Origin of the sequence: Chelatococcus sp. HY11 (assembly GCF_018398335.1) — a bacterium.
Classification (GTDB): domain Bacteria; phylum Pseudomonadota; class Alphaproteobacteria; order Rhizobiales; family Beijerinckiaceae; genus Chelatococcus.
Window position 1 is genome coordinate 619014 of record NZ_JAHBRX010000002.1, and the last position, 23612, is coordinate 642625.

The 23612-nt window shown below is 61.8% G+C and carries 21 protein-coding genes; 17 read left to right on the forward strand and 4 right to left on the reverse strand.

Annotated elements, in window-relative coordinates:
• Positions 1 to 59 precede the first annotated feature (59 nt).
• The 4 genes from KIO74_RS23850 to KIO74_RS23865 all read left to right on the forward strand — a co-directional run bounded on the left by KIO74_RS23850 (position 60) and on the right by KIO74_RS23865 (position 4514).
• Positions 60 to 1082: an ABC transporter substrate-binding protein gene (locus KIO74_RS23850; protein WP_213337423.1), complete on the forward strand. Its 1023-nt coding sequence runs from the start codon at positions 60 to 62 to the stop codon at positions 1080 to 1082.
• Between the two features lie 169 nt (positions 1083 to 1251).
• Positions 1252 to 2364, forward strand: coding sequence for an ABC transporter ATP-binding protein (locus KIO74_RS23855; RefSeq protein WP_213337424.1), 1113 nt, complete (start codon positions 1252 to 1254; stop codon positions 2362 to 2364).
• Positions 2365 to 2423: 59 nt separating this feature from the next.
• Positions 2424 to 4163, forward strand: a complete 1740-nt coding sequence (locus tag KIO74_RS23860) for an ABC transporter permease (protein WP_213337425.1) — start codon at positions 2424 to 2426, stop codon at positions 4161 to 4163.
• 21 nt (positions 4164 to 4184) lie between these two features.
• Positions 4185 to 4514: a carboxymuconolactone decarboxylase family protein gene (locus tag KIO74_RS23865; protein ID WP_213337426.1), complete on the forward strand. Its 330-nt coding sequence runs from the start codon at positions 4185 to 4187 to the stop codon at positions 4512 to 4514.
• 108 nt (positions 4515 to 4622) lie between these two features.
• Here KIO74_RS23865 and KIO74_RS23870 read toward each other — a convergent pair whose 3' ends face one another.
• Entirely contained in the window at positions 4623 to 5621 is a 999-nt protein-coding gene (locus KIO74_RS23870; RefSeq protein WP_213337427.1) for a DUF808 domain-containing protein, read from the reverse strand.
• Here KIO74_RS23870 and KIO74_RS23875 point away from each other — a divergent pair.
• Positions 5620 to 6333 (forward strand): thiol-disulfide oxidoreductase DCC family protein, encoded by a 714-nt coding sequence (locus tag KIO74_RS23875; protein ID WP_213337429.1) that lies wholly within the window; start codon positions 5620 to 5622, stop codon positions 6331 to 6333. The genes KIO74_RS23870 and KIO74_RS23875 overlap by 2 nt on opposite strands.
• A gap of 323 nt (positions 6334 to 6656) precedes the next feature.
• On the forward strand, positions 6657 to 8267 hold the full coding sequence (locus KIO74_RS23880; RefSeq protein WP_213337431.1) for a GMC family oxidoreductase: 1611 nt from the start codon (positions 6657 to 6659) through the stop codon (positions 8265 to 8267).
• 69 nt (positions 8268 to 8336) lie between these two features.
• Here KIO74_RS23880 and KIO74_RS23885 read toward each other — a convergent pair whose 3' ends face one another.
• Together KIO74_RS23885 and KIO74_RS23890 are read right to left on the reverse strand one after the other, a co-directional pair.
• On the reverse strand, positions 8337 to 9221 hold the full coding sequence (locus KIO74_RS23885) for an alpha/beta fold hydrolase (RefSeq protein WP_213337432.1): 885 nt from the start codon (positions 9219 to 9221) through the stop codon (positions 8337 to 8339).
• A gap of 69 nt (positions 9222 to 9290) precedes the next feature.
• Positions 9291 to 10787 (reverse strand): FAD-dependent monooxygenase, encoded by a 1497-nt coding sequence (locus KIO74_RS23890; RefSeq protein ID WP_213337433.1) that lies wholly within the window; start codon positions 10785 to 10787, stop codon positions 9291 to 9293.
• A gap of 228 nt (positions 10788 to 11015) precedes the next feature.
• Here KIO74_RS23890 and KIO74_RS23895 point away from each other — a divergent pair, with 228 nt between their 5' ends.
• The 5 genes from KIO74_RS23895 (at position 11016) to KIO74_RS23915 (ending at position 16069) form a co-directional block, all read left to right on the forward strand.
• Entirely contained in the window at positions 11016 to 11624 is a 609-nt protein-coding gene (locus tag KIO74_RS23895; protein WP_213337434.1) for a cysteine hydrolase family protein, read from the forward strand.
• A gap of 94 nt (positions 11625 to 11718) precedes the next feature.
• Positions 11719 to 12576, forward strand: coding sequence for an amidohydrolase family protein (locus KIO74_RS23900; RefSeq protein ID WP_213337436.1), 858 nt, complete (start codon positions 11719 to 11721; stop codon positions 12574 to 12576).
• Between the two features lie 40 nt (positions 12577 to 12616).
• A complete protein-coding gene (locus KIO74_RS23905; RefSeq protein WP_213337438.1) occupies positions 12617 to 13783 on the forward strand; it encodes an ABC transporter substrate-binding protein in 1167 nt (388 codons plus the stop codon).
• 22 nt (positions 13784 to 13805) lie between these two features.
• Positions 13806 to 14729 carry an SMP-30/gluconolactonase/LRE family protein gene (locus tag KIO74_RS23910; RefSeq protein WP_213337440.1) on the forward strand — a complete coding sequence of 308 codons (924 nt, stop codon included), beginning with the start codon at positions 13806 to 13808 and terminating at the stop codon, positions 14727 to 14729.
• Positions 14730 to 14740: 11 nt separating this feature from the next.
• Positions 14741 to 16069 carry an LLM class flavin-dependent oxidoreductase gene (locus KIO74_RS23915; RefSeq protein WP_213337442.1) on the forward strand — a complete coding sequence of 443 codons (1329 nt, stop codon included), beginning with the start codon at positions 14741 to 14743 and terminating at the stop codon, positions 16067 to 16069.
• 95 nt (positions 16070 to 16164) lie between these two features.
• Here the strand turns inward: KIO74_RS23915 and KIO74_RS23920 are convergent, their stop codons facing one another.
• Positions 16165 to 17058 carry an isocitrate lyase/PEP mutase family protein gene (locus KIO74_RS23920; RefSeq protein WP_213337443.1) on the reverse strand — a complete coding sequence of 298 codons (894 nt, stop codon included), beginning with the start codon at positions 17056 to 17058 and terminating at the stop codon, positions 16165 to 16167.
• Positions 17059 to 17644: 586 nt separating this feature from the next.
• On the opposite strand from KIO74_RS23920, the gene KIO74_RS23925 reads away from it, so the two are divergent.
• From KIO74_RS23925 to KIO74_RS23950, 6 genes are read left to right on the forward strand one after another with little or no spacing between them, the layout of a single operon-like run.
• Positions 17645 to 18826, forward strand: coding sequence for an LLM class flavin-dependent oxidoreductase (locus KIO74_RS23925; protein WP_249731457.1), 1182 nt, complete (start codon positions 17645 to 17647; stop codon positions 18824 to 18826).
• 38 nt (positions 18827 to 18864) lie between these two features.
• Positions 18865 to 19614 (forward strand): SDR family oxidoreductase, encoded by a 750-nt coding sequence (locus KIO74_RS23930; RefSeq protein WP_283772187.1) that lies wholly within the window; start codon positions 18865 to 18867, stop codon positions 19612 to 19614.
• A complete protein-coding gene (locus KIO74_RS23935; protein ID WP_213337445.1) occupies positions 19611 to 20483 on the forward strand; it encodes a 3-ketoacyl-ACP reductase in 873 nt (290 codons plus the stop codon). Before KIO74_RS23930 ends, KIO74_RS23935 begins: the two co-directional genes overlap by 4 nt.
• A gap of 51 nt (positions 20484 to 20534) precedes the next feature.
• Positions 20535 to 21698, forward strand: a complete 1164-nt coding sequence (locus KIO74_RS23940; protein WP_213337446.1) for an ABC transporter substrate-binding protein — start codon at positions 20535 to 20537, stop codon at positions 21696 to 21698.
• A 34-nt stretch (positions 21699 to 21732) separates the two neighbouring features.
• Positions 21733 to 22605, forward strand: a complete 873-nt coding sequence (locus KIO74_RS23945) for a branched-chain amino acid ABC transporter permease (RefSeq protein WP_213337448.1) — start codon at positions 21733 to 21735, stop codon at positions 22603 to 22605.
• Positions 22602 to 23612 (forward strand): branched-chain amino acid ABC transporter permease, encoded by a 1011-nt coding sequence (locus tag KIO74_RS23950; protein WP_213337450.1) that lies wholly within the window; start codon positions 22602 to 22604, stop codon positions 23610 to 23612. The genes KIO74_RS23945 and KIO74_RS23950 overlap by 4 nt, the downstream gene beginning before the upstream one ends.

A 23612-nucleotide genomic window follows, 5' to 3' on the forward strand; every position in this document is an offset into this window, starting at 1 on the left:
TCGAAAGATCGCGTCGGATCAGCTCAATGACGGACAATCACAAGAACAGGGGAATAACAATGTTGACTATGACCCGCCGTAATCTTCTGCAAGGCACCGCCGCGATGGGCGCACTCGCCTTCGCGGGCGCGCGCACGGCTTTCGCGCAGGCGCCAGAGGATACGAAGGCGCTGTACGAGGCCGCCAAGAAGGAGGGGACGCTCACCTACTACGCGACCGCCCAGGCGCCGATCACAAAACGCGTCACGGATCGGTTCTCGGAGCTGTACCCCGGCATCAAGATCAATGTGCTGCGCCTTGCGACCGGCCAGATGGCGCAGCGCTTCGCGAGCGAGATGCAGGCGGGCAACATCGTCGCCGACGTGATCCAGATGGCCGACCCCCTTGCCTTCGAGGATGCCGCGAAAGCGGGCTGGCTAGCAAAGCCCGCTGATCTCCCGGCGTGGTCGGCCTTCCCCAAGGACTATCTCACGGAGCATTGGGCGCTCATCGGGATCTCCCCCCATACCATTGTGTCGAACACCGACCTTGTGGATGCCAAGGACTATCCCAAGGACTGGAAGGCGATGCTCGACCCGCGCTGGAAGGGTCAGATGATCCTGAGCGACCCGCGCAACAACATGGAGGTCGCCGACTGGGCCTATACCATGTTCGATGCCTACGGCCCCGAGTTCCTCACGGGCCTCAAGAACCAGCAGCCGCGCTTCGTCGAATCCATCCTGCCCGGCATCCAGATGCTGGCCGCCGGAGAGGCGATGATCCTGGCGCCGGCGCTGCATCAGGCCACCATGCTGATGATGGAGAAGAAAGCGCCGGTCATCGACTTCTCCCCGGCCATGACCAGCGGCCAGGAAACGATGATGGGTGTCGTGGCCAAGGCCCCGCATCCCAACGCGGCCCGCCTGCTCGCCAACTTCCTGCTCACCCGCGATGGCCAGGAGCGCTATTGCCGCGATATCGCGGCATCGCCCCTGCCGGACATTCCAGGCGCCCTCACCCTCTCGCCGCAATATCAGCGCGGCCGTTATCGCCAGGCTGCAGCCAAGCGCGCCGAACTCGCCGCTTTGCTGGGGCTCACCTAGTCAGTCATTGGAAACGCTGCCGGTCACGCAGGTCGCAAACCTGCCCGACCGGCTTCGTGTCAGGGGCGCTTCGTGATCAGGGGAGAACGTTCAGTTCTCCCGCTGACTGATCGCGAGCGCCGGATAGCAAGGGGCGCGGAGCGCCGACAGCGCGCGCGTAGCGAATGCGATGAACCAAACGAGCCGGCCACGCATCCGCGTGAGCAATCTGGTGAAGCACTACGGCACTGGCCGCGGGGCGGTGCTGGCGCTGGACAATGTTTCGATCGAAGTGAATGCCGGCGAGAAGCTCGTGCTTCTTGGACCGAGCGGTTGTGGCAAGACGACCCTGCTGCGCTGCGTCGCCGGTCTGGAGACGCCCGACTCCGGGGAGATCGAGATCGACGGCAAGATCGTCTTCTCGTCGGCCCACCGCATCTCTGTGGCGCCGGAACACCGCCCGATCAGCATGGTCTTTCAGTCCTATGCGCTGTGGCCGCATATGACGGTGTTCGACAATGTCGCCTATCCGCTGGTGAACACGGGCGTCGCCAAGGCAGAGATCAGGACGCGCGTCGCGGCCGTGCTCGATATCGTAGGCTGCGGCCACCTCGCCGCCCGCTTTCCCGGCCAGCTCTCGGGCGGACAACAGCAGCGCATCGCGCTGGCGCGCGCTGTCGCAGGCAACGAGGGCACCATTCTGTTCGACGAGCCGCTGTCGAACATCGACGCGAAGGTTCGCGAGCAGCTTCGCCTGGAACTCGTCGCCCTGCAGAAGCGCCTCGGCTTCAGCGCGCTTTATGTCACCCATGACCAGACCGAGGCCCTGGCGCTCGCCCATCGCATCGTCGTCATGGAAGTCGGCCGCATCGCGCAGGTCGGTTTGCCGCGGGACATCTATGAAGCGCCCCATTCGCGTTATGTCGCGGCCTTTACCGGTGCCACCAACGCATTGGAGGGCAAGGTCAAGACTGTGACGGGAAACATGGTCGTCGTCGAGACGGCGCTCGGCCCGATCAGCGCCACTACAGCCAACGCCTTTACGGTGGGTCAGGCGGTCGACCTTCTGATGAGGCCAGAGCGTCTTGTCTTCAACCCGCCAGCAAGCGCGAGCAACCGGTTCGCGATGACGGTCGACAGCACCATGTATCTCGGCCTCTATCTTGAATATGCGCTGGCGGCCGGAGACCAGCACTTCGTGCTGCGTAGCACGCAATCCAGCGAAATTGCCGACGGCGAGACCGTGGCGGTCGGCATTTCGCCGATGCATGTGGGCATCTTCCCGCGTGCACAGGTGGCTTAGGACAGAATGATGATCGTCACAGGCCCCAGGTTCGCTGCCCCCGAGCGCCGGAGCGCATGATGCACGGACGCGCAACCCCTCCCGCTCGCGCCACGGACGCCGCCCCCGCAGGCCACAGCCTGGCCGGCCGCCTGATTTCGCTCCGCACGCTCGCCTTGCTCCTGGCCGCGTTGCTATGCGCCTTGATCATCTATCCCATCGGCACGATGATCCTGCGCGCTTTCTTTTCGCCAACCTCGGCCGGCGACGAAGGGATCCTCAAGGCGCTCGCGGACACGGGCTTCGTGCCGGTGCTCGTCAATACCCTCGTCGTCGTTGGGCTCAGCGGCACGCTCGCGCTCGTCGTGGGCGCGACCTTCGCCTGGCTGAATGAGCGAACGGACGCCTCCACGGGCTGGATCGGCGGCCTGCTGCCGCTGGTGCCGTTGCTTGTTCCACAGATCGCCGGCGTCGCCGGCTGGGTGATGCTACTGGCGCCGCAGGCCGGCATCGTCAACGGCCTGCTTCGCGACGGGCTCGCCTTCGTCGGCATGCCGATGCGGACCGGGCCGGTCAACATCTATTCCTTCGGCGGCTTCGTAGCGATCATGGCGCTCTACATGGTGCCCTACGTCTATCTGACGGTATCGGCGGCGCTGCAAAATCTCGATCCGCATCTCGAGGAAGCCTCGCGCCTCTGCCGTGCCGGCGCCTTCACCACCTTGCGACGGGTGACGCTGCCCGCCATTCGCCCGGCGTTGATGGCGTCCGTACTTCTTCTTATCATGATGGGGTTTGCGATCTTCTCCGTGCCGGTGGTGATCGGCTCGGGCGCGCATATCGAGTTGCTGTCCGTCAAGATCTACCGGCTCATCTACACCTACCCGCCACGTACCGACCTCGCGATATTGCTCGGACTGTTCCTCACCTTCGTGGTGCAGTCAGCCCTGTTGCTGCAGGCGTGGATCGCCAGCTTGAACCGCGCCGCCACGATCGGCGGCAAGGGCCTGCGGGCGGCAACGACCAAGCTTGGCCCGTGGCGGTTCGTGGCGCGCGCCGTCATGATCATCTATCTGCTGGCGGCGGCCGTGCTGCCGGTCGTCGGCCTCGCGATCGTGTCTCTGCAGCCCTTTTGGTCGGCGCGCATCAACTTCTCGGTGCTCGATCTGCAGAACTACGTGACCGTGCTCGTCGAGAACGATATCACCCGTCGCGCGCTGTTCAACAGCGTGGTGCTCGGCATCGTTGGCGGCACCATAGGCATGCTCATCGCGGCGGTTCTGGTCGTCACCGCCAAGTCCGAGCGACGCTGGTTCGGCCGTGCCGTTGACATCATCACCGCCACGCCTGCCGGCATCCCGCATGTCGTCATCGGTGTCGGCTTCGTGCTCTGCTTCTCCAGCGGCTGGCTCAACCTGAGCGGCGGCTTCCTGATCCTCATCCTCGCCTATCTCGTCATGAACATGCCGCAGGCCATGCGCTCGGCGGCGGCCGCCGTCGATCAGGTCGGTCGCGAGCTCCTGGAGGCCTCACAGGTCTTCCGCGCCTCCCAGGGCCGCACCTTCCGCCGCATCCTGTTGCCCTTGATGCTGCCGAGCCTCGGTGCCGGCTGGGTCATTCTGTTCGTGCAGATGTCGGGCGAACTGACCGCCTCCGCCCTTCTCGCCGGCACGACCAATCCCGTGGTCGGGCAAGTCATTCTCGACTTCTGGCAGAACGGATCCTTCCCGCAGATCGCAGCGCTCGCGATGACTATGACGCTGATCAACGCGATCGTCGTCGTCACAGCCTTGCGCCTTGCTCGCGGAAGAGCCCGCTAGATCAACAAAGGACCAACGCCAATGGCCATCGATCTCGACCGTATCCCCTCGACCTATTTGCAGGATTATCATCCGGAAGTCGGCGACAGCTTCAAGGCGATGCGCCAGGCCATCGCGACGGGCCCTCTCGACTATGAGACCTGCGAGTACATCGTGATCGCGAGCTTCGCGCAGGCAGGTTTCGAGGAGCCGCTGAAAATCCATGTGACACGGATGCTCAACCGCGGCACCCCGATCGCGAACGTCAAGCACGCGGTGGAGGTCACGCTTGGGGCAACAACCCCGCTCTTCGCCGTGGTGCGCGCGCTGCGCTGGATCGACGAGGCCGTCGCCGAGAACGCCAAGGCGTAAGGGCAACGCCCGCCCATCAGATTGGCCTCTCCCGCACAGGTCTTGAGCCATATCTGACTAGGTCTTCGCCCTATTCCCCGGTGGCGCGACTGCACGTTTCGACGGCTATCACGCCGGGCGGATTGGACGGACGCGCGACTTGATCCAACGCCAGACCGGCGAGACGCAATAGCTCATTGCCGGAATAGCAATCGCCCCGATGACGAGACCGGCCAGACCCGCGCCTGCCGCCTGCACCAGCCATGAGACAAGGGTGCCGATGGACGGAAGCATAAGCGAAGCCTCATCCCCGGCGTCGTGCAACAGATGGCTCAGCCACCCGTAGCCATAACCCTCGAAGCCGTGGAGAATGATGCCGCCGCCGACCCAGACCATGGCCGCCGTGCCGACGATGCCCAGCGCCCTCAGGAAATGTGGCATGCCCTGAACAAGAGCCCGGCCGATCACGCGCGACACGATGCCAATGGGCGACTGGGACGACACCCGCGCGAGCATGAGGCCGATATCATCGGCCTTCACGATCAGCGCAACCGCCCCGTACACCGCCACCGTGATGGCCACGCCAACAACGGCCAGCACCAGTGCCTGGGTCATGAAACCCGCATCGGGAACAGAGCCCAGGGTGATGGTCATGATTTCGGCGGACAGGATGAAATCGGTCCGGATCGCGCCCGAGACCTTTTGATCCTCGAAGGACTGAGCGTCGATCCCGATCGGCTCCACGTCAGCCTCATGTGCGTGCGCAGCATGGGGCGAGATGAGCCCGTAGATCTTCTCAGCGCCTTCGTAGCAAAGATAAAGCCCTCCAAGCATAAGGAGGGGCATGATGACCTGAGGCGCCAGGAGGCTCAACGCCAGGGCGGCCGGCAATAGGAACAGAAGCTTGTTCTTCAAGGAGCCGAGTGCGATCCGACCGATGATAGGCAGTTCGCGCGCGGCGGAAAAACCTGTGACATAGCGCGGCGTGACCGCCGCGTCATCGATGACGACACCGGCAGCCTTGGCACCGGCCTTCGCCGCCTGGCTGGCCACATCGTCGAGCGATGCCGCCGCAACCTTGGCCAGCGCGGCAATATCGTCGAGAAGAGCCAGCAAGCCGACACTCATGAAGAACCTCCAAACTTCAGGTCGACGGAAAGGCCGTCAATCGGGAAAGTCGGCCGACGACCGTCGCCAGAACAAATCCAACTTAGCTGCAATTATCTGGTTCCAGCCAAGTTGGGTGAATTTGCTCGTTCGTTTTCAGCGGAGCAAGTCCACAGCGCCGCACCGGCGTTGGGCCCGAGCGCCGGATGGACTAGGCTTGTGCTTCACGGCAATGCACTGCAGAGGCAGGACGATGACGGTCCACCACCCGACGATCGATGCGCAGCGCGGTGCGATTCCGGGCTGCGTGGAAGCGCCAGACGGCTTGATGGTGTTCGATGGCGTGTGCAACTTCTGCTCGGCGCAGGTGCAGTTACTGCTTCGCTTCGACACCAGCGGCGCCATCCGCTTCACAGCGATCCAATCGCCCTACGGGCAATATTTGAGCGCGCGCTTCGGTAGTGATCCGCTCGATCCGTCCACGTTTCTGTTTTTCGATAAGGGACGCGCCCTGGAAAAGAGCGACGCGGCGATCGCAATCATCAGGCGCCTCCCCCGCCCCTGGCGATGGCTTCGAGCACTGCGCGTCATACCGCGTCCTCTACGCGATGCCATCTATCGCTGGATCGCTCGCAATCGCTATCGCCTGTTGGGGCGGCGTGAAACCTGTCTTGTCCCGCCGGCGCATGTGCGGGCGCGCTTCATCGACCAAATTCCGCCCGAGACCTCATAAGCCGCCAGAGCACCCAGCTTCGAATCACCCTCCCGTGAACGGAGCGCTGGCCGGAGCCGCCTCATGCCGCCGCTCCCGGCATCCGATCGTCGCCGGACCGAGCTTCAGCCAGCGGCTTGCGTCACCGCGTGCCCGATCGACTGGAAGGCGGAAGCCAAGGTCGCTACGCCACGATCAAGGCCGGCGCATCTGGCCTCTTGCCTCACACGGATGGCACATTTGCCCATTCCATCGGCCTATTTTCAGACCTAGTAAGAGAGTGGCCCATGTTCTCGGCAATCAGCGCCTTGCGTTCGCAATAATGAGGTCACGGGGGAGACGGGATGATCGACGCGGGAACATTTGACTATGTGGTTGTCGGGGCCGGCACAGCCGGCTGCCTCATGGCCAACAGGCTGTCGGCCGATCCCGGACGCAGCGTTTGTCTTCTGGAGGCGGGCGGGCGCGACAACTGGATCTGGTTTCACGTGCCCGTCGGATATCTCTACGCCATCGGCAATCCCCGCGCCGACTGGATGTTCACGACAGAGGCCGAGACTGGGCTGAACGACCGTGTCCTCAACTATCCCCGCGGCAAGGTGATTGGCGGCTGTTCGGCCATCAATGCCATGATCTACATGCGCGGCCAGCGGCAGGACTACGACCGGTGGCGCGACCTCGGCCTCAAGGGCTGGGGCTGGGAGGATGTCCGTCCACTCTTCCGCCGCCATCTCGATCACTTCCTCGGCGCGGGCGAGCACCATGGGGTGGATGGAGAGTGGCGCGTCGAGGCGCCACGGGTGCGCTGGGATCTGCTTGATGCCTTTATGGAGGCCGCGGTCGAGGCTGGCATTCCGCGCACCAACGACTTCAATACCGGCAGCAACGAAGGTGTCGCGTATTTTCACGTCAACCAGAAGCAGGGTCGTCGCTGGTCCGCCGCGCGGGGCTTCCTGAAACCCGTGTTGAAGCGTCCCGGGCTTAAGCTCGAGACGCAGGCGCATGTTGCGCAACTCGTCGTGGAGGATGGGCGGGTAACGGGTGTCGACTTCATCCAGGGTGGCGAGCGCAAGCGTGTGCACGCCCGCGCCGAAGTCATTCTGTGCGCCGGCGCGGTAGGTTCGCCCCAGATCCTGCAGCTATCCGGGATTGGTGACGCCGAACGCCTCAGTGCTCTCGGTATTTCCGTGACACGCAACGTGCCGGGCGTTGGGGAAAATCTGCAGGATCATCTCCAGCTCCGGCCGATCTATCGCGTCAAAGGCATCCGCACGCTAAACGAGGACTATGGCTCTCTGCTTCGCAAGGGAACGATGGCCCTCGAATACGCCCTGTTCCGGCGCGGCGCACTGACGATGGCGCCGTCTCAGCTCGGCGCCTTCACGCGATCTTCGCCCGACCAGGCAACGCCCAACATTCAGTTTCACGTCCAGCCCCTGTCACTCGACAAGTTCGGCGAGATGCCCCATGCTTTCCCGGCATTCACCGCGAGTGTCTGCAACTTGCGCCCGACGAGCCGGGGCAGTGTGCGGCTCGCCTCCCCGGACCCTTGGGTCCAGCCGGCGATCCGCCTGAATTCCCTGACGACCAAGGAGGACGAACGCGTCGCCATCGACTCGCTCAAGGTCGTCCGTCACATCGTGTCGATGCCTGCCTTGCAGCGATACCATCCCGAGGAGTATCGGCCCGGCCCCGCAGCCGCGACGGACGACGCCCTGCTTGACGCCGCCCGGCAGATCGGCACCACCATTTTCCACCCGGTGGGCACCGCCAAGATGGGGGCGGATGACGATCCGATGGCGGTCGTGGACGACAGGCTGCGTGTTCGCGGTTTGTCTGGGCTGCGCGTGGCGGACGCCTCGGTCATGCCGTTCATCACGAGCGGCAACACGAATTCACCCACCTTGATGATCGCCGAGAAGGCGGCGACCATGATCCGCGAAGATGATCGATGACGGCGCGCGTGCCAGATCGATGCTTCACCAAGGTCTCGATTGACGGAGCCCACGGCTGCGGGACGCCGCCTAGGACGCGAGAAACGTCATCAATTCGCGGAGTGTATCTTCCGGCGCTTCTTCCTGCGGAGAGTGGCCGCAATCGATGGCGCGGCCCCGGACGTCATCCGCCTTCTCGCGCCACGTGTCCAGAACATCATAGAGCTGCCCGACCGTACCCTGGGCGCCCCAGAGCGCGAGAAGCGGCGCCCGAATACGCCGATCCCCGTCAGCCCGATCGTGATCGAGATCGATCGTGGCGGCGGCCCGGTAGTCCTCGCAAATGGCATGGCGGGTCGCGGGATCCTGGTAGCAACGCAGATACTCGGCGATGAGCGCCTCGCTCGTCGCGCCCGGAACCTTGATCTGCCCCTCAATGTGCCGCCGCAGAAAGAATGCGGGGTCAGCCTCGATCATGCGCTCTGGCAGCGGAGCGGGCTGGATCAGGAAAAACCACCAGAAATAGCGTGTCGCGAACTCCTGGTTCGTGCGCTCGTACATGGTCAAAGTCGGCGCGATGTCGAAGACTGCGATCCGTTGGACGGCCTCCGGCCAGTCGAGCGCCATCCGGTGGGCCACGCGCCCGCCACGATCGTGGCCGACGAGATCGAATCGCGGGAAGCCTAAGGCACGCATCACCTCGATCTGATCAGCGGCCATCTCGCGCTTGCTGTAGTTGACGTGGCGCGGCCCGCCTTCCGGCTTGCTGCTATCGCCATAGCCGCGCAGGTCCGGCAACACCACCGTGAAGTGCTCCGCAAGGTGAGGCGCGATCTTGTGCCAGGTCAGGTGCGTCTGAGGATGACCATGCAGCATCAGCAAGGGCGGCCCGCTACCGCCTGTCGCCAAGTGGATGCGCGCGCCCGTCGTCTCGATCTCTTGCGTCGCGAAACCAGGCAGGAATTCGCTCGTCATTATGGCTCTCCTCCCCCCGCTCAAGCGAGCCACGGGCGTCTCGGCCAGAGCGCTCCATATTCAGTCCGCTCAGATAAACGAAGAGGCCCCTATCGCAGGTTTGTCGAGGTCATCGAGATAGGCAACAATGTCTTCCCAATTGCCGGACGACGCGGATGCGGCGACATAGCCGTCCGGTCGGATCAGTTCGATGCCGTCGATGGGTGCGGCCGGCCGGATCCGCGCCTCGATCAGCTGCGGATAGCGCGCGGCGATCTCCCCTGCCCTGCCAGGCGCGGCCCGCAGGCTGAAGAGCGGTCGATCACCAGCGCCATAAGGCAGTTCGCCGGCAACAGGCCGCGCCCGAACCCCGACAGCGAGGCCATCGCCCGAAGCAGGCCCATTGAGCGGGCTTTGCGGATACCCGACAGAGACTTCAGCCATGGACTCCACCATGGCCCGGCGGACTGACGAGAGACCCATGACGGCATGGGCAACCAGGTTACGAAGGCTCTGGGCGGCATGGCTGTGCAGAATGGACATCTTCGTCATCCGGCCCGATGACTGGATCACGGAGGCGCCGACAGCCTTTCGCTCGACGCTGTAGCTGTCGAGCAAAGCTGGCGCTGTCGAAAGGCCATGACAGACCATCCCCAGTTTCCAGGCCAGATTGAATGCATCCTGCATACCCGTGTTCATGCCCTGGCCGCCGGCGGGGCTGTGGACGTGCGCCGCGTCACCCGCCAGGAAAATTCGGCCGGACCGATAATCCGCGACCTGCCGCTCGTTGATGCGAAAAGCTGTCGTCCAGATCGTGTCCGTCAGCACAAATCCACCCGGCCCCCGGCGATCGACCAGCGCCTGGAACTCCTCGCGCGCCAGCGGAACGGGGGCCTCATCGGTGGACGGCCCGAGGCTGGCGATGACGCGGTAGCGGTTGGAACTTATCGGCAGGAAGACGATGACCCCGTCCTCGTGCCAGCACGTCGCGAGTTCCGACGGCGGAAATGGCGCCCCTGACACGTGGAAATCTCCCAGCGTCCAGTCTTCATCCATCGTGTCGCCGCCGAACGTGAGGCCAAGCCGATGCCTGACGGTGCTGTGGGCTCCATCGCAGGCGACGAGCCATTGAAAGCGCTCGGTTTCCTCCTGTCCGTCGGCCGCGCGTATCACGGCGGACACGCCGTCAGCATCCTGGGTAAAATCGAGGAGTTCCATACCGAGCTCCGACTTCACGCCGTACGCTTCAAGATGACGCTCCAGAACGGCTTCCGTGTCGCATTGGGGCACCATCAATGCAAACGGATAAGGTGACTGCACCTCGTCGAAGCCGATACGTCCGATCCGTTGGCTGCCGGCGAGTATATTGGCGGCGGTGACCTTGTTGCCGATCGCCAGCAGATCGTCCGTGACACCTGCCCTGTCCAGAAGCTCCAAGGTTCGGCTCCAGAGCACGACCGCCCTGGACTTGTCACTGCGAGCTGTCATTCTATCGATCAGGCGGACGGGAACATTGTATCGCGCGAGCTCGGTGGCCATGGTCAGCCCCACGGGCCCCGCACCGACGACAAGAACACGGCCAGCCATAATACAACCCCTTTGAAAACGCCCCAGGCCGACATAGGCCGATGGCCCGAAGAGACTGTCAATCGTGATCTGTAGCGTGTGTCATCAGAGACGTCGTTGCGGGGCGCGACACAACAGGGTTTGACTGCCCGAGGCCTTTACAGCGCTCGCCTTTAATGTCCTATGCTTATAGCAAATCATTGAATTCACGCCTCACACCCACAGCAACCCTAACAAGATGAGGGTTTCATGGCCGAGCACGTCAACACGCTTCTGCTGCTCGTCGATCTCCAGAACGCGTTCTGTGACGCCAATGGCTCCGTAGCCCAGCAAGGCTGGGACATCACGACCCTGGCCGAGGCCGCACACCACTGCAATCGTCTGGCTAGCGACGCTCGCGCGCGGGGCATCCCCGTCGCCTGGACCAGGATGATGTTCCGACCGGACTATTCGGATGCCGGCATCGTCGGCCGTATGCGGCCGAATCTGTGCCGTGCAGGGGGGCTGCGAGCCGGCACCGCCGATGTCGAATTGACGCCGCTCGTCAATGTCATCGCCGATGACATTGTCATCGACAAGGCACGACACTCATCGCTCTATGGCACGCCGCTCGAGGTCATTCTCAGGGCAAGGACGATCGAGCGGGTCATCGTCGGCGGCGTGACGACATCGATGTGTGTGGAGACCACGGTTCGCGACCTGGCACAACGCGACTACGAAGTCATCGTTCCCCGCGAGGCTTGCGCAGACTTCGACGCGGGACGGCACGCGGCCTCCCTGGCGGTGATGGCCTTCGGCTTCGCGCGGGTCGTGCCGATCGCAGAGACATTCATGACGCCACCCCTTCCAAGCGGTTGACACTCATCAAACGGGCGCGCCTGTAATTCAGGCTTGCTAAATGTTCTAAATATATACCAATATAATAAAAGAGAATGAATAGAGGGACGATCCGGTGCAAGGCGTCATTGATGTCGTTGTGAATCCGTTGACACCACAGATCGTAGCGGCGCGCCCTGCGTGGACCAAGACGTTCCACACCAAGAAGATCGGCCGCGCGGAAGAGGATGTTGCGTCGGTCACGCACGACGAGATGCTTGCCCAGATGGATGCCGCCGGCATCGAGAAAGCGTTCCTCATCGCTTGCAAGCTGGGCCAGGAGGGCACCCCCGGCGCCTGGCATATGCCTTATGAATGGATCGCCGAAGCCGTCGCGGCCCATCCCACCCGCTTCCATGGCCTTGCCGGCGTCGATCCGACCGAGGGGATGGAAGGCCTCCGACGCCTCGAATGGGCGGTCCGGGATCTTGGGTTCATCGGCGCCCACACCTATCCGCATTGGTTCGAGCTGGAGCCCAACCATCGCAAGTATTATCCATTCTATGCGAAATGCTGCGAACTCAACATTCCGATCCAGATGCAGGTGGGGCAATCACTGGTCTACTACGACAAGCGCCCGCTAAGAAGCGTCGCGAGGCCCATTCTCCTCGACGACATCGCCTGCGATTTTCCCGAGTTGAAGCTCATCGGGATTCACATCGGAATTCCATGGACGGATGAGATGATCGCGATGGCGTGGAAACATCCCAACGTCTACATCGCCTCGGATGCGCACAGCCCGAAATACTGGCCAGCCAGCTTCATCCACTACATCAACACCTATGGCCGCCATAAGGTGATGTTCGGAACGGACTTTCCCGTTCTCGCGTTCAAGCGCACACTCGACGAAATCGAGGCGCTTGGACTGCGGCCTGACGCGCAGAAGCTCTTTTTGCGCGACAATGCGTTGCGGGTCTATGGTCTCACTCCGTAACCACAGAGACGTGCCAGCCAAGAAACCAGAGGTTGCCTCCATGAAAAGCATTACGAACGCTCTGCTGGCTTCCGTCGCGCTCACCGCGATGCTCGGCACCGCGGCCTTGGCCGCCGACGGCACGGTGACGCTCGGTGTCGTCACAGCGCAGACAGGTCCGCTCGCGCCGGCCGGAAAATTTCAGCAGAACGGCTTCAACCTTGCCGTTGAACAGATCAACAAGGCGGGTGGTTTCACAGTCGGCGGCAAGACCTACGACCTCGCGTTGAAAACCTACGACACACGCTGCAATGTCGCCGAAGGCGCCTCCGCGATGGAGCGGCTGGCGACCGTCGACAAGGTGCCTGTCGTGCTCGGTGAGCTCTGCAGCCCGGTCGCAGCCGCCGAGGCTCCCGTTGCCGAAGATTTCAAGGTGCCCTTGATCGTCACAGTCCCCACGGCCGGCAATCTCACGGAGCAGGGAAATCCCTATTTCTTCAGGATCAATGCCCGGGATATCCAGCTTAACGAGGGACTGGCTAAATACATCACAGATGCCAAGCTGACGCCGCTCGCCTTTCTCGCCTGGAACAACGACACCGGTCGTGGCGGTATCGAGGCCATGAAGGGCCTCCTGCCTGACAGCACGAAGATCGGCTATGTCGGCTATTTCAACGTGGGGGAGGTCGACTTCTCCAGCCATGTGACGAATATCCGCAATTCCGGCGCGAAAGCTGTCGTTCTTCTGATGGATGAGGAGCCGGGCTCCCTCGCGATCCGCCAGATTCGCGATGCCGGCGTGGATGTGCAGCTGATCGGGACCTTGGCCATGGGATCAGACCGCTTCTTGCAGCGGCTCAACGCCAAATATCTCGATGGTATGGCACAGTACAATTCCTTCCCGCCGAACAGCCCCGTTGATCGTATCAAGACGTTCAGCACAGCGTACAAAGCTAAATTCGGTGAGGAGACGCACGGATTTGCCGCGCAATCCTACGACGCCGTCTTCCTGGCGGTTGAAGCGATGAAAGCCGCCGGCACGACAACGGATGGCGCAAAAATCCGCGATGCGCTTTCCGCGCTCACCTTCAACGGTGTCATCGGCGAAGTGAAATTTGACGGCAAGGGGCAGGCGAACCCACCGGTCTATGTGACGCAGTGGTGCGCTGATGGCACCAGAAAGATTGTGCTACCGGCCACTCTGGCTGCCGACTGCGGGAGCGGCTGATTAAACGACTACGTGGCGCATCATGCCCAGGTCACATCATGTTATTGCTGAGGGCCTCCGGTTCCCGGAAGGGCCGGTTGCCTGCGGCGACGGAAGTCTTCTCGTGGTGGAGATCGCGAGCGGCGCCCTCACGCGGGTCGGCCCTGATGGCGTCGTTCGCAGGCTCGCGACGATTGCCGGTGGTCCGAATGGCCTCGCGGTCGGGCCGGACGGCGCCTACTACGTCTGCAATAATGGAGGCTTCCAGTGGCACGAAGACAATGGCGTGCTCAGGCCGACAGGGACGCCGCCAGACTATGTAGGTGGCCGCATAGAGAGGATCGACCCCGTCAACTTCTCGGTGCGCGCTCTCTATACGGAATGTAACGGTCACCGACTTGAAGGCCCCAACGATCTCGTCTTTGATCGAGAAGGTGGATTTTACTTCACTGACTATGGAAAAGTACGGCATCGTTGGCGCAGCCATGGTGGCGTATATTACGCGCTACCGGATGGGTCCGCGATCATCGAAATCGCATATCCCATGCTTAGCCCGAATGGCATTGGCCTATCGCCAGATGGGGGCACGCTTTATGTCGCCGAGACGGAGACCGGGCGGCTTTGGGCATTCGACATCATCGGCCCAGGGCAGGTCCGCAAGGCCGGCTTTCCATCACCACATGGCGGGCGCTTGCTGTGTGGCCTTCCTGATTTCCAGAAATTCGACAGCCTCGCAATCGAGCAGGCGGGCAACATCTGCGTTGCGACGCTTTTCGCTGGTGTGATTTCGGTTATCAGCCCTCTCGGTCAGCTCATACGGCAGGTGAATGTGCCCGATCTGTTCGTGACAAACATCTGCTTTGGCGGCAACGACCGACGAACGGCCTATCTGACACTGTCGAGCACTGGCAGGATTATGTCCATGGAGTGGCCGGAAGCCGGCCTTCCTCTCGCCTATGACTGCTAGACGGTGGAAACATGCCGCGTGATCGATACATGAATTTCGGCTGCATCCTCGAGAACTACGGCAGCCATCCGGCAGCGTGGCTGGTGTCGGAGGCGCCGGTCGATAGCGCCACCGATCCGAACCATTATATCGGCCTGGCAAAACTCGCCGAAGGCGCGAAGCTCGACTTCGTGTTCGTCGCCGATACGCCATGTCTTCCGGAAGGCGACATCGAATCACTGAGCCGTTCTCCACGCTATATCAATGGCCTGGAGCCGCTGACCCTTCTCTCGGTGCTCTCTGCCCACACCAGCCATATCGGCCTGGTCGGCACCCTTTCCTCCTCCTACAACGAGCCGTTCAACGTCGCACGCGCCGTTGCATCGCTGGATCATCTCAGTGGCGGTCGCGCGGCGTGGAACGTCGTTACCACCGGCAGCCTGAACGCGCCGGCAAACTTCGGCCGCGATGCGAACCTCGACCATGCGGTGCGCTATGAAAGGGCGCGCGAATTTGTCGGGGTCGTGCGCGGTCTTTGGGATACGTGGGGCGATAGCGCCATTGTCCGTAACGTGACGGATAGCCGGTACTTCGACCCACAGAAATTGCGTCCCCTGAACCATAAGGGAAAGCATTTCTCCGTCGCAGGCCCGCTCAATATCGCGCGCCCGCCCCAGGGCCATCCGGTCGTGGTTCAAGCTGGCGGCTCTGATCCAGGACGGGAGTTGGCCGCGGAGACCGCCGATATGGTCTTCATGGTTGAGAGTTCGCTTGAAGGAGCGCGTAGCTACTACAGTGACCTGAAGGGGCGGATGAGCAAATTCGGCCGGTGCCCCGATGAACTCAAACTGATGCAGGGTATTACGATCGTCGTCGGCAAGACTATCGCCGAAGCCGACGCCAAGACGGCCGCCTTGTCGTCCCGTATTCACGAAGATGTCGGCAAGACCGTGATCGGCACGGCGATCGGCGTGGATCTCAGTGACATGGACTTCGATGCCAGGATCCCCGCCGATCTTATCCCGGCTGAGTCCAATCGCGGCCAAACCTACCATCGCGTCATTTCACGCATGGCGATCGAGGAAAAGCTTACCATCCGGCAGATGAGCGCGCGCTTTGCCGAATCGCGGATCGGCAATACACTCAAGGGAACGCCCGAGACGATCGTTGATACGCTGGAGGAGTGGCACCAGGCCGGCGCTGTCGATGGCTTCATGCTGCGGGCTATGGCATTTCCCGACAGCTTACGCGACTTCTGCGACCTCGTCGTGCCAGAACTTCAGCGGCGTGGGCTGATGCGACAGGAATACAGCGGCAAGACTTTACGCTGCCATCTTGGTCTTGCACGGCCGGCCAATTGAACCGGCCAACCAATCGCAGCGTTGTCGGAACGATCAAATCCTCCCGATAACGTTTCGAGAGGATACGCTAACGTCACCACCACCGGATATCATGATCAGGCGATACTTTTCTCGACTCGACGTGTTGGTTGAACGACGTCGTAACTCTTGCCAAGCGCAAGCAGCTCAGGAGTGCCGATAAGGCTGTTCAACTCATTGAAGTCAAACATACGATTACTGAATGGCGCATTGGTGCCATGCGCGGCGAGAGATCGATAGTATTCCTGCGCCGTTCGCGCAAGGGCTCTCACAATACCACCGCCAAAAATGACGATCTTGAAGCCGACCTCGCCGAGTTCTGCAGCCGAGCTAAGCGGGGTATCGCCACCTTCGACCATGTTGGCTATGAGCGGACGCAGGCTTCCAAATTGACGCCCGATCGTCGCCATTTGCTCACGGGAGCGCGGCGCCTCGACGAACAGGATATCCGCGCCCATCTCGACGTAGAGATGGGCTCTCTCCAGAGCAGCATCAAAACCTTCGACCGCAATCGCGTCCGTGCGAGCGATGATCAAGGTTTCCTCGCTGGCGCGCGCATCCACAGCGGCCTTGACCTTGCCCGCCATCTCGCCGGCTGAGATCAGTGACTTGTCGCGCAAATGGCCGCAGCGCTTCGGAAACGACTGATCCTCGATCTGGATGGCAGCCGCGCCGGCACGCTCGAACAACCTCACTGTGCGTCGGACGTTGAGCGCATTTCCATACCCCGTGTCGGCATCAACAATGAGCGGAACGTCGACGCGATCACGTATCTGCGTGATCGCGTCAGCAACTTCAGACATCGATACAAGGCCAATATCAGAGCTGCCGAGGCGCGTATATGCGATCGCCGCCCCGGAAACGTAGAGTGCCTCGAAGCCGGCGGCCGCCGCAAGCGAAGCTGTCAGAGCATCGAAAATCCCGGGCGCAACCAGAGGAGCGTCTGCCGAAAGGCGGTTCCGCAAGTCCATAATTCTACGAATCTCCTACCTGATACCCGGAAAACGCCCGCATTACCCGTTCGCGACGGTGGGGCCAAGGGCTCGCCCGCCCCAAAACAACTTGCCATCGCCGGAATAGCAGCGCGGCACATATGCGCCAGCAGACACTTCGCCTTAACTGGCCTCAAGATTGATGTTGCTCCGTCTCAGACAAAAGATTTGCTCAGACGAAGGATTCGAGCCGTGCGACAAATAATATACACAACTTGTCATATCATTAGTACAAATGCCTCACCTGTCAAGCCGACATACCCTTGTTGGTGTGCACCGGGCAACAGCCAGCGGAGCCCGCGTCGCCTTTTCGACGCGCGCCTACTCCGGCGGACCATCCCAGGCGAGAGCGGACAATCCCGTGGCAAATTGCGTTCGAGGTATTGCAGCGACTATAATTCACTCCTCGCCTCTGTTCCCGTCTTGCCACCCCCAAAGCGTATTGTTATACATTTATAATCATAAGAAAGGCGGCGGCACATCGCAGTCGACGAGAATTGCCGGCTTGCGTTCTGGACGGTCACGCCCCGCGTAACAACGACACATTCAGAGTGGGTGGACTTCAATGGCTTCAATACCGCTTCGGCATGGCATGTTTCTCCCGCCAATCCATCCGAACAAGGAGAACCCGACCCTCGCCATCCAACGCGACATGGAGCTTGTGGAACATCTCGATCGCCTTGGTTATGAAGAGGCGTGGATCGGTGAGCACCATTCATCCGGCGCCGAGATTATCGCTAGCCCAGAACTCTTCATCGCGGCCGTCGCGGAACGGACAAGGCGCATTCGGCTCGGCACAGGCGTCATATCCCTACCCTATCACTCGCCGCTGACGGTGGCCAATCGCATCATCCAGCTCGATCACCAGACCCGCGGCCGTGTCATGATGGGCGTCGGCCCCGGGCTCCTGACGGCGGACGCGATGATGATGGGCATCGAGCCGGAACAGTTGCGCGACCGCATGTCCCAGGCGCTGGACGTTATTCTGCGGCTGCTCGATGGACAAACCGTCACCGAGAAGACCGAGTGGTATAATCTGGTCGATGCACGCGTCCATCTGCTGCCCTACACGAAGCCGCATCTGGAAGTCTGTGTCGCCAGCACGCTCACGCCATCCGGCGGGCGCAACGCGGGCAAATACGGCCTCGGCATGCTCTGCGTGGCGGCCACCAGCCCGACCGGCTTCGATGTGCTCGGCACGAACTGGCGCATTGCCAATGAGGTCGCCGCCGAGCATGGCCATGTCATGGATCGCTCGCGCCTTCGCCTCGCCGGGCTCACGCATATCGCAGAGACGCGTGAACAGGCGATCGAGAACGTCAAGTTCGGCCTGCGCCATTGGCTCGACTACCGCGAAGCCGTTAATCCGACGATCAAGCGCAAGACGCGCGGCGAGACTTTCGAGGGGCTGGTCGAGGCGGTCGTCAAGGATCACGGTGGCGTCATCGGCACGCCCGACGACCTGATCGCGAAAATCGAGCAGCTCTACGAAAAACAGGGCGAATTCGGTGCTTTCTTGCAAGTCGCGCATAATTGGGCCGACTTCGAGGCCACCAAGAAGTCATGGGAGCTGGTCGCGCGCTATGTCATTCCGCATTTCAGCGGCGCGAACCGTAATCGTGACGAGTCGCTGAAGTGGTCGATGGAGCACGGTATGGAGTATGGCTCGCGCTCGGCAGTCGCCCAGCGTAAAATGTTCGAGAAGCACGAGGCCGAACAGCAAGCCAAGCAATCCCGCAAGGACTGAGCGCAGACCATCTCCCAGGCTGAGTTGAAGGGCACTCAATGCGCGACTTAGACAGGCGAGTGGCAGTCATAACGGGTGCCGCGTCTGGCATTGGTCTTGGCATGGTGCGGGTCTTCACTGCCGCGGGCTTTCAGGTCGCGATGTGCGATATTCGGAATGCGGAACTCGATGCTGTCTTCGGCCGTGTCGACATCCTCGCGAACAACGCCGGCGTGCTGCTGCGCGGCCGCACTGTAGAAGATGTACCGCTTGCAGACTGGAAGTGGATTGTCGGCGTCAACCTGTATGGTCCAATCAACGGGATTGAGTTTTTCCTGCCGCGGATAAGGCGTCACGGGCAAGGTGGTCATATCGTCAATACAGCGTCGATCAGCGGCTTTCTCGTCGCCCCCGGTCGCCTCACCGCACCTTACCAGGCGACAAAATTCACGCTCGTTGCCTTATCGGAAGCGCTCCTGTCAGATCTTGCCGAAACTGGCATAGGCGTGTCCGTACTCGCGCCGGCAGGCGTGAAGACAAGCATATATCAGTCGGGCGAAGCGCGGCCGGCGCGTTTCGAGGGTCACTCGCCCGCGTTTCCCACTCCGGATACGATCAGCGAAGGGGTGGAGCCCGATGACATCGCACGTCGCGTGCTCGCGGCCATCCATAGCAGCGCGTTTTGTATCTTCACCCATGAAGATATGCGCCCATGGATGGAGGCACGTCACCGGCGAATGATGCAGGCCTATGACAAGTCTGTCCCTCCGGCAGCGCACGCCTTGTCCTCCTCGGGAGGAGTGGGATGACCCACGAGGCAGCGGCTCCGGACAAGGGCTTCCCTGTCGCCCTCGTCACCGGCGGCGGACGCGGCATCGGTCGCGCGACAAGCCTCGCGCTCGCCAAAGCGGGATTTGATCTCGTTGTGCTGGATCGCCTTGATGATGATGCGTCGCGCGCATGCGTGGAGGAGATCCGCAGCTGCGGTCGGCAGGCACATCTTCTCATCGGCGATATTGCGAAGGTTGAGCATCACGCTGATCTGGCTGAGGCGGTTTTTTCCGTGTTCGGCACCGTAGACTGTCTTGTCAACAATGCCGGCGTGACAGCAGATCCCCGCGGTATCGATCTCTTCGATATTCCCGTCGAGAGTTTCGATCGGGTGCTCGATGTGAACCTGCGTGGCACTTTCTTTCTGACCCAGCAGATCGCCAAGCGGATGGCGGCGGCCTCACCATCGGCGGCCTCACCATCGGCGGATCACCATCGCAGTATCATCACAATTACATCCGCAGCTGTCGGCCGGGCCAGGATAGACTCTCCTGAATACGCGATCTCCAAGACAGCGTTGTCGCTGGTCGCCCAGTGCTTTGCACTCAAACTGGCAGAATATGGCATAGCGACCTACGAGATACGCCCCGGCGTCATCCGGACGGACCTTAACCGCGATCTCTGGGATCAGCTCGACACCATCGCTCAATCCGCAGGCTTTCCGATGCCACGGGCAGGCTTGCCGACAGAGGTCGCGCAGGCCGTCGCGGCCCTCGCATCCGGCGCCATGCCTTATGCGACGGGCGATCGCATCTACATCGACGGCGGCGGCCACATTCCGCGCTCCACCATTCCACCGCCCGCTCGCAACGAGACGCAGCCATCGCATCGCGAAAGCGCGATGTGATTACCCGAGCCGATACAATGACGACCAAAATATAACCAAGGGGACGTAAGAATGACGAGGTATAGATCAACACTCGCCGCCGCGTTCGCCATGGCGGCCTGTTTCGGTGGAATGCCCGCCTATGCCGAAGACGTGGTGACGATCGGCATCATCAGTGCCACGACCGGCCCCATGGCGGCACCCGGCTCGTACCAGATCAACGGCTTCAAGCTCGCCGAGGAGGACATCAACAAGGCAGGCGGCGTGAAGATCGGGGACAAGACCTATAAGGTCGCGCTCAAGATTTACGACTCCCGCTGCAATGTCGCCGAGGGCGCGGCGATCATGGAGCGCCTCGCGAGTGTCGACAAAGTGCCTGTCGCCCTCGGCGAGCTGTGCACGCCCGTCGCCGCCGCGGAGGCCCCTATCGCCCAGGATTACAAGGTGCCGCTGATCCTGACGGTGCCGACCGCCGACAACCTGACGACCCAGGGCAATCCCTATCTGTTCCGCGTCAATGCGCCGAATGCGGCGCAAAATCGCATGATCGTCGACTTCATTGTCGAGAAGAACTTGAGCCCCGTTGCCGAGCTCACGTTCAACAATGATACGGGCAGGGGCGCTGTGGCCGGCCGACGCGCGATCCTGCCGGAGACAATCAAGTCCGGCTATATCGGCTTCTACAATGTCGGCGAAGTTGATTTCTCAAGTCATATCACAAACATTCGCAACTCCGGCGCCAAGGCCATCGTGCTCGGCATGGATGAGGAAGCAGGAGCGCTCGCCATCAAGCAGATCCGCGATGCGGGCCTCGATGTACAACTCATCGGGACGCTCGCGATGGATTCGGACCGCTTTCTACACCGCTTGAGCGCTGATCATGTCGCTGGAATGGTCCAGGGCTCCGCCTTCGCGCTAACCGCTCCCGGCGAGAAGGCCAGGATCTTCACGGAGGCCTACAAAGCTCGCTTCGGCGCCGAGACCCATGCCTTCGCCGCCCAATCCTACGATGGGCTCATGGTCGCCATTGAGGCCATGAAAAAGGCAGGCACCGTCACCGACGGAGAAGCGATCCGGAATGCGTTGGTCAGCGTCGACTACAAGGGCGTGACCGGCGATCTGAAATTCGACAAGAACAACCAGGCCGCTCCGCTGTTCTATGTCACCCAGTGGTGCAAGGACGGCACGCGCAAGATAGCCTTGCCGCAAGCTCTCGCCGCGGCTTGCAGCAGCTGACCGCATAAAATTTCCAGGATTGGAGTGAAAAGGCATGTTGGCCTTTGCCGAACAGGGCATGAACGGACTGATGATGGGGGCCATTTATGCCCTGTTCGCGCTCGGAATGGTGCTGATCTACGGTGTCATGCACGTTCTCAATTTTTCCCACGGCGTTCTTTTCATGGCAGGCGCCTATGTCTGCCAGGTCATATTTGCGCAACTGACCGGGAATTACTTCGTCGCGATACTCGGGTCCATGCTCGTATTGGCTCTGGTCGGCTGCCTGCTCGAAAAAGGCATTTTCCAGCACCTGCGCGGCAGCCTGAGCATGCAGATCGTCGCCTCGATGGGGCTGATCATGATCGTGCAGAACAGCATTATCTACTTCTTCGGACCGCTCGCGCTACATATGCGCGTCGAAACTGTCGAAAGTAAGATAAGACTGGGGCCGTTGAGCTTTACGGCCCAGCATTTCGTGATCATCGGCGTGGCACTGGTTGCCGTTGTCAGCCTTGATCTCTTCCTGCGCCACACGCGGCTCGGCACGGCCCTGCGCGCGACCAGCCAAAACCTGGAAGCCGCGCGGGTGGTTGGGGTAAATCCCGACAGCATCTTCCTGATGACGTTCGCGCTCGCCACCGCGCTCGCCGCGTTGGCCGGCGCGCTACTTGGCCCGCTCTTCCTCATCTCGCCGGCAATGGGGGACCTGCCTCTCTTGAAAGGCCTCACGGCCATTGTGCTAGGCGGCATGGGCAGCGTCCCGGGCGCGATCGTCGGTGGATTTCTGATCGGGGTCCTCGAGGCGCAGGCCACGCTCGTGCTGCCGACGGACTACCGTGACGCGGTGGTCTTTGCCGCCCTCATCGGCATTCTCCTCTTCCGCCCCTATGGTCTGTTCGGCAAGCGGGAGCGTGGTGAGCCATGAAGTCCATGAAGCTTCTCGCGCTGGTTGCCGCGATCATCCTCGCGGCTCTCATCCCAGTGCTACTGCCGGACCAGCCCTATATCGTGAACACGCTCACCCTGACACTGTGCGCGATCATCCCGGCTATCGGCCTTAACCTGCTCTATGGCCAGGCAGGCTTACTGTCACTTGGGCATATGGCCTTCACAGGCGTCGGTGGCTATACGGCCGCGCTTCTGATGAAGAACGCGGGATGGGCGCTGCCGGAAGCGATGCTCGCCGCAGCGATCGTCGCGGGCTTCGCAGGTTTGCTCGTCGGCATCCCCTGCCTCAGGCTGCGCAGCCACTTCTTCGTCATCGTGACGCTGGGCGTCGGGATGATCCTCTATACGTTCTTCAACAACCTCGACGGGATTACCGGCGGCGCGCAAGGTCTACCTGGTGTTCCCCGACCGCGGCCCCTGTCTATCGGCGACTTCACCATCGAATTCCGGACGCCTCGAGGTTTCTACTGGCTCGCACTGCTGACCATGCTGGGCACCTTGTTCGTGCAGTGGCTCATCGCGCGATCCCCCTTCGGCTTCTCGCTTGATGCCATCCGCCAGGACGAGACCATGGCCGCCTCGCGGGGCGTCGACGTCTTCGCGCACAAACTCGCGGTCTTTGTCATCTCATCGGCTATCGCGGGCGTGGGTGGCGCCCTGAGTGTAACCTTCCTGCGCGTCGCGGCGCCCACGATGTTCGATCTGCACGCCAGCATGAATGTCGTCGCCATCGTGCTTGTCGGCGGGCCCGGCTATCTCGCAGGACCCATTCTCGGCGCCTTCATCTTCATTGCTTTGCCCGAGTTTTTGCGTGTTGCCGCGGAATTCCGTCTTATCGTCTTCGGCTTCGTTCTTGTCTTCATCGCGCTCTTCGCCAATCGCGGCCTGCTCGGCCTCGCCGACAGCGTCTGGTCGAAAATGAAGCGCGATCGCATGGCGGACGAGGCGCCGGGCGCGACCCGAACCGTGAAGAGCGAGGGATAG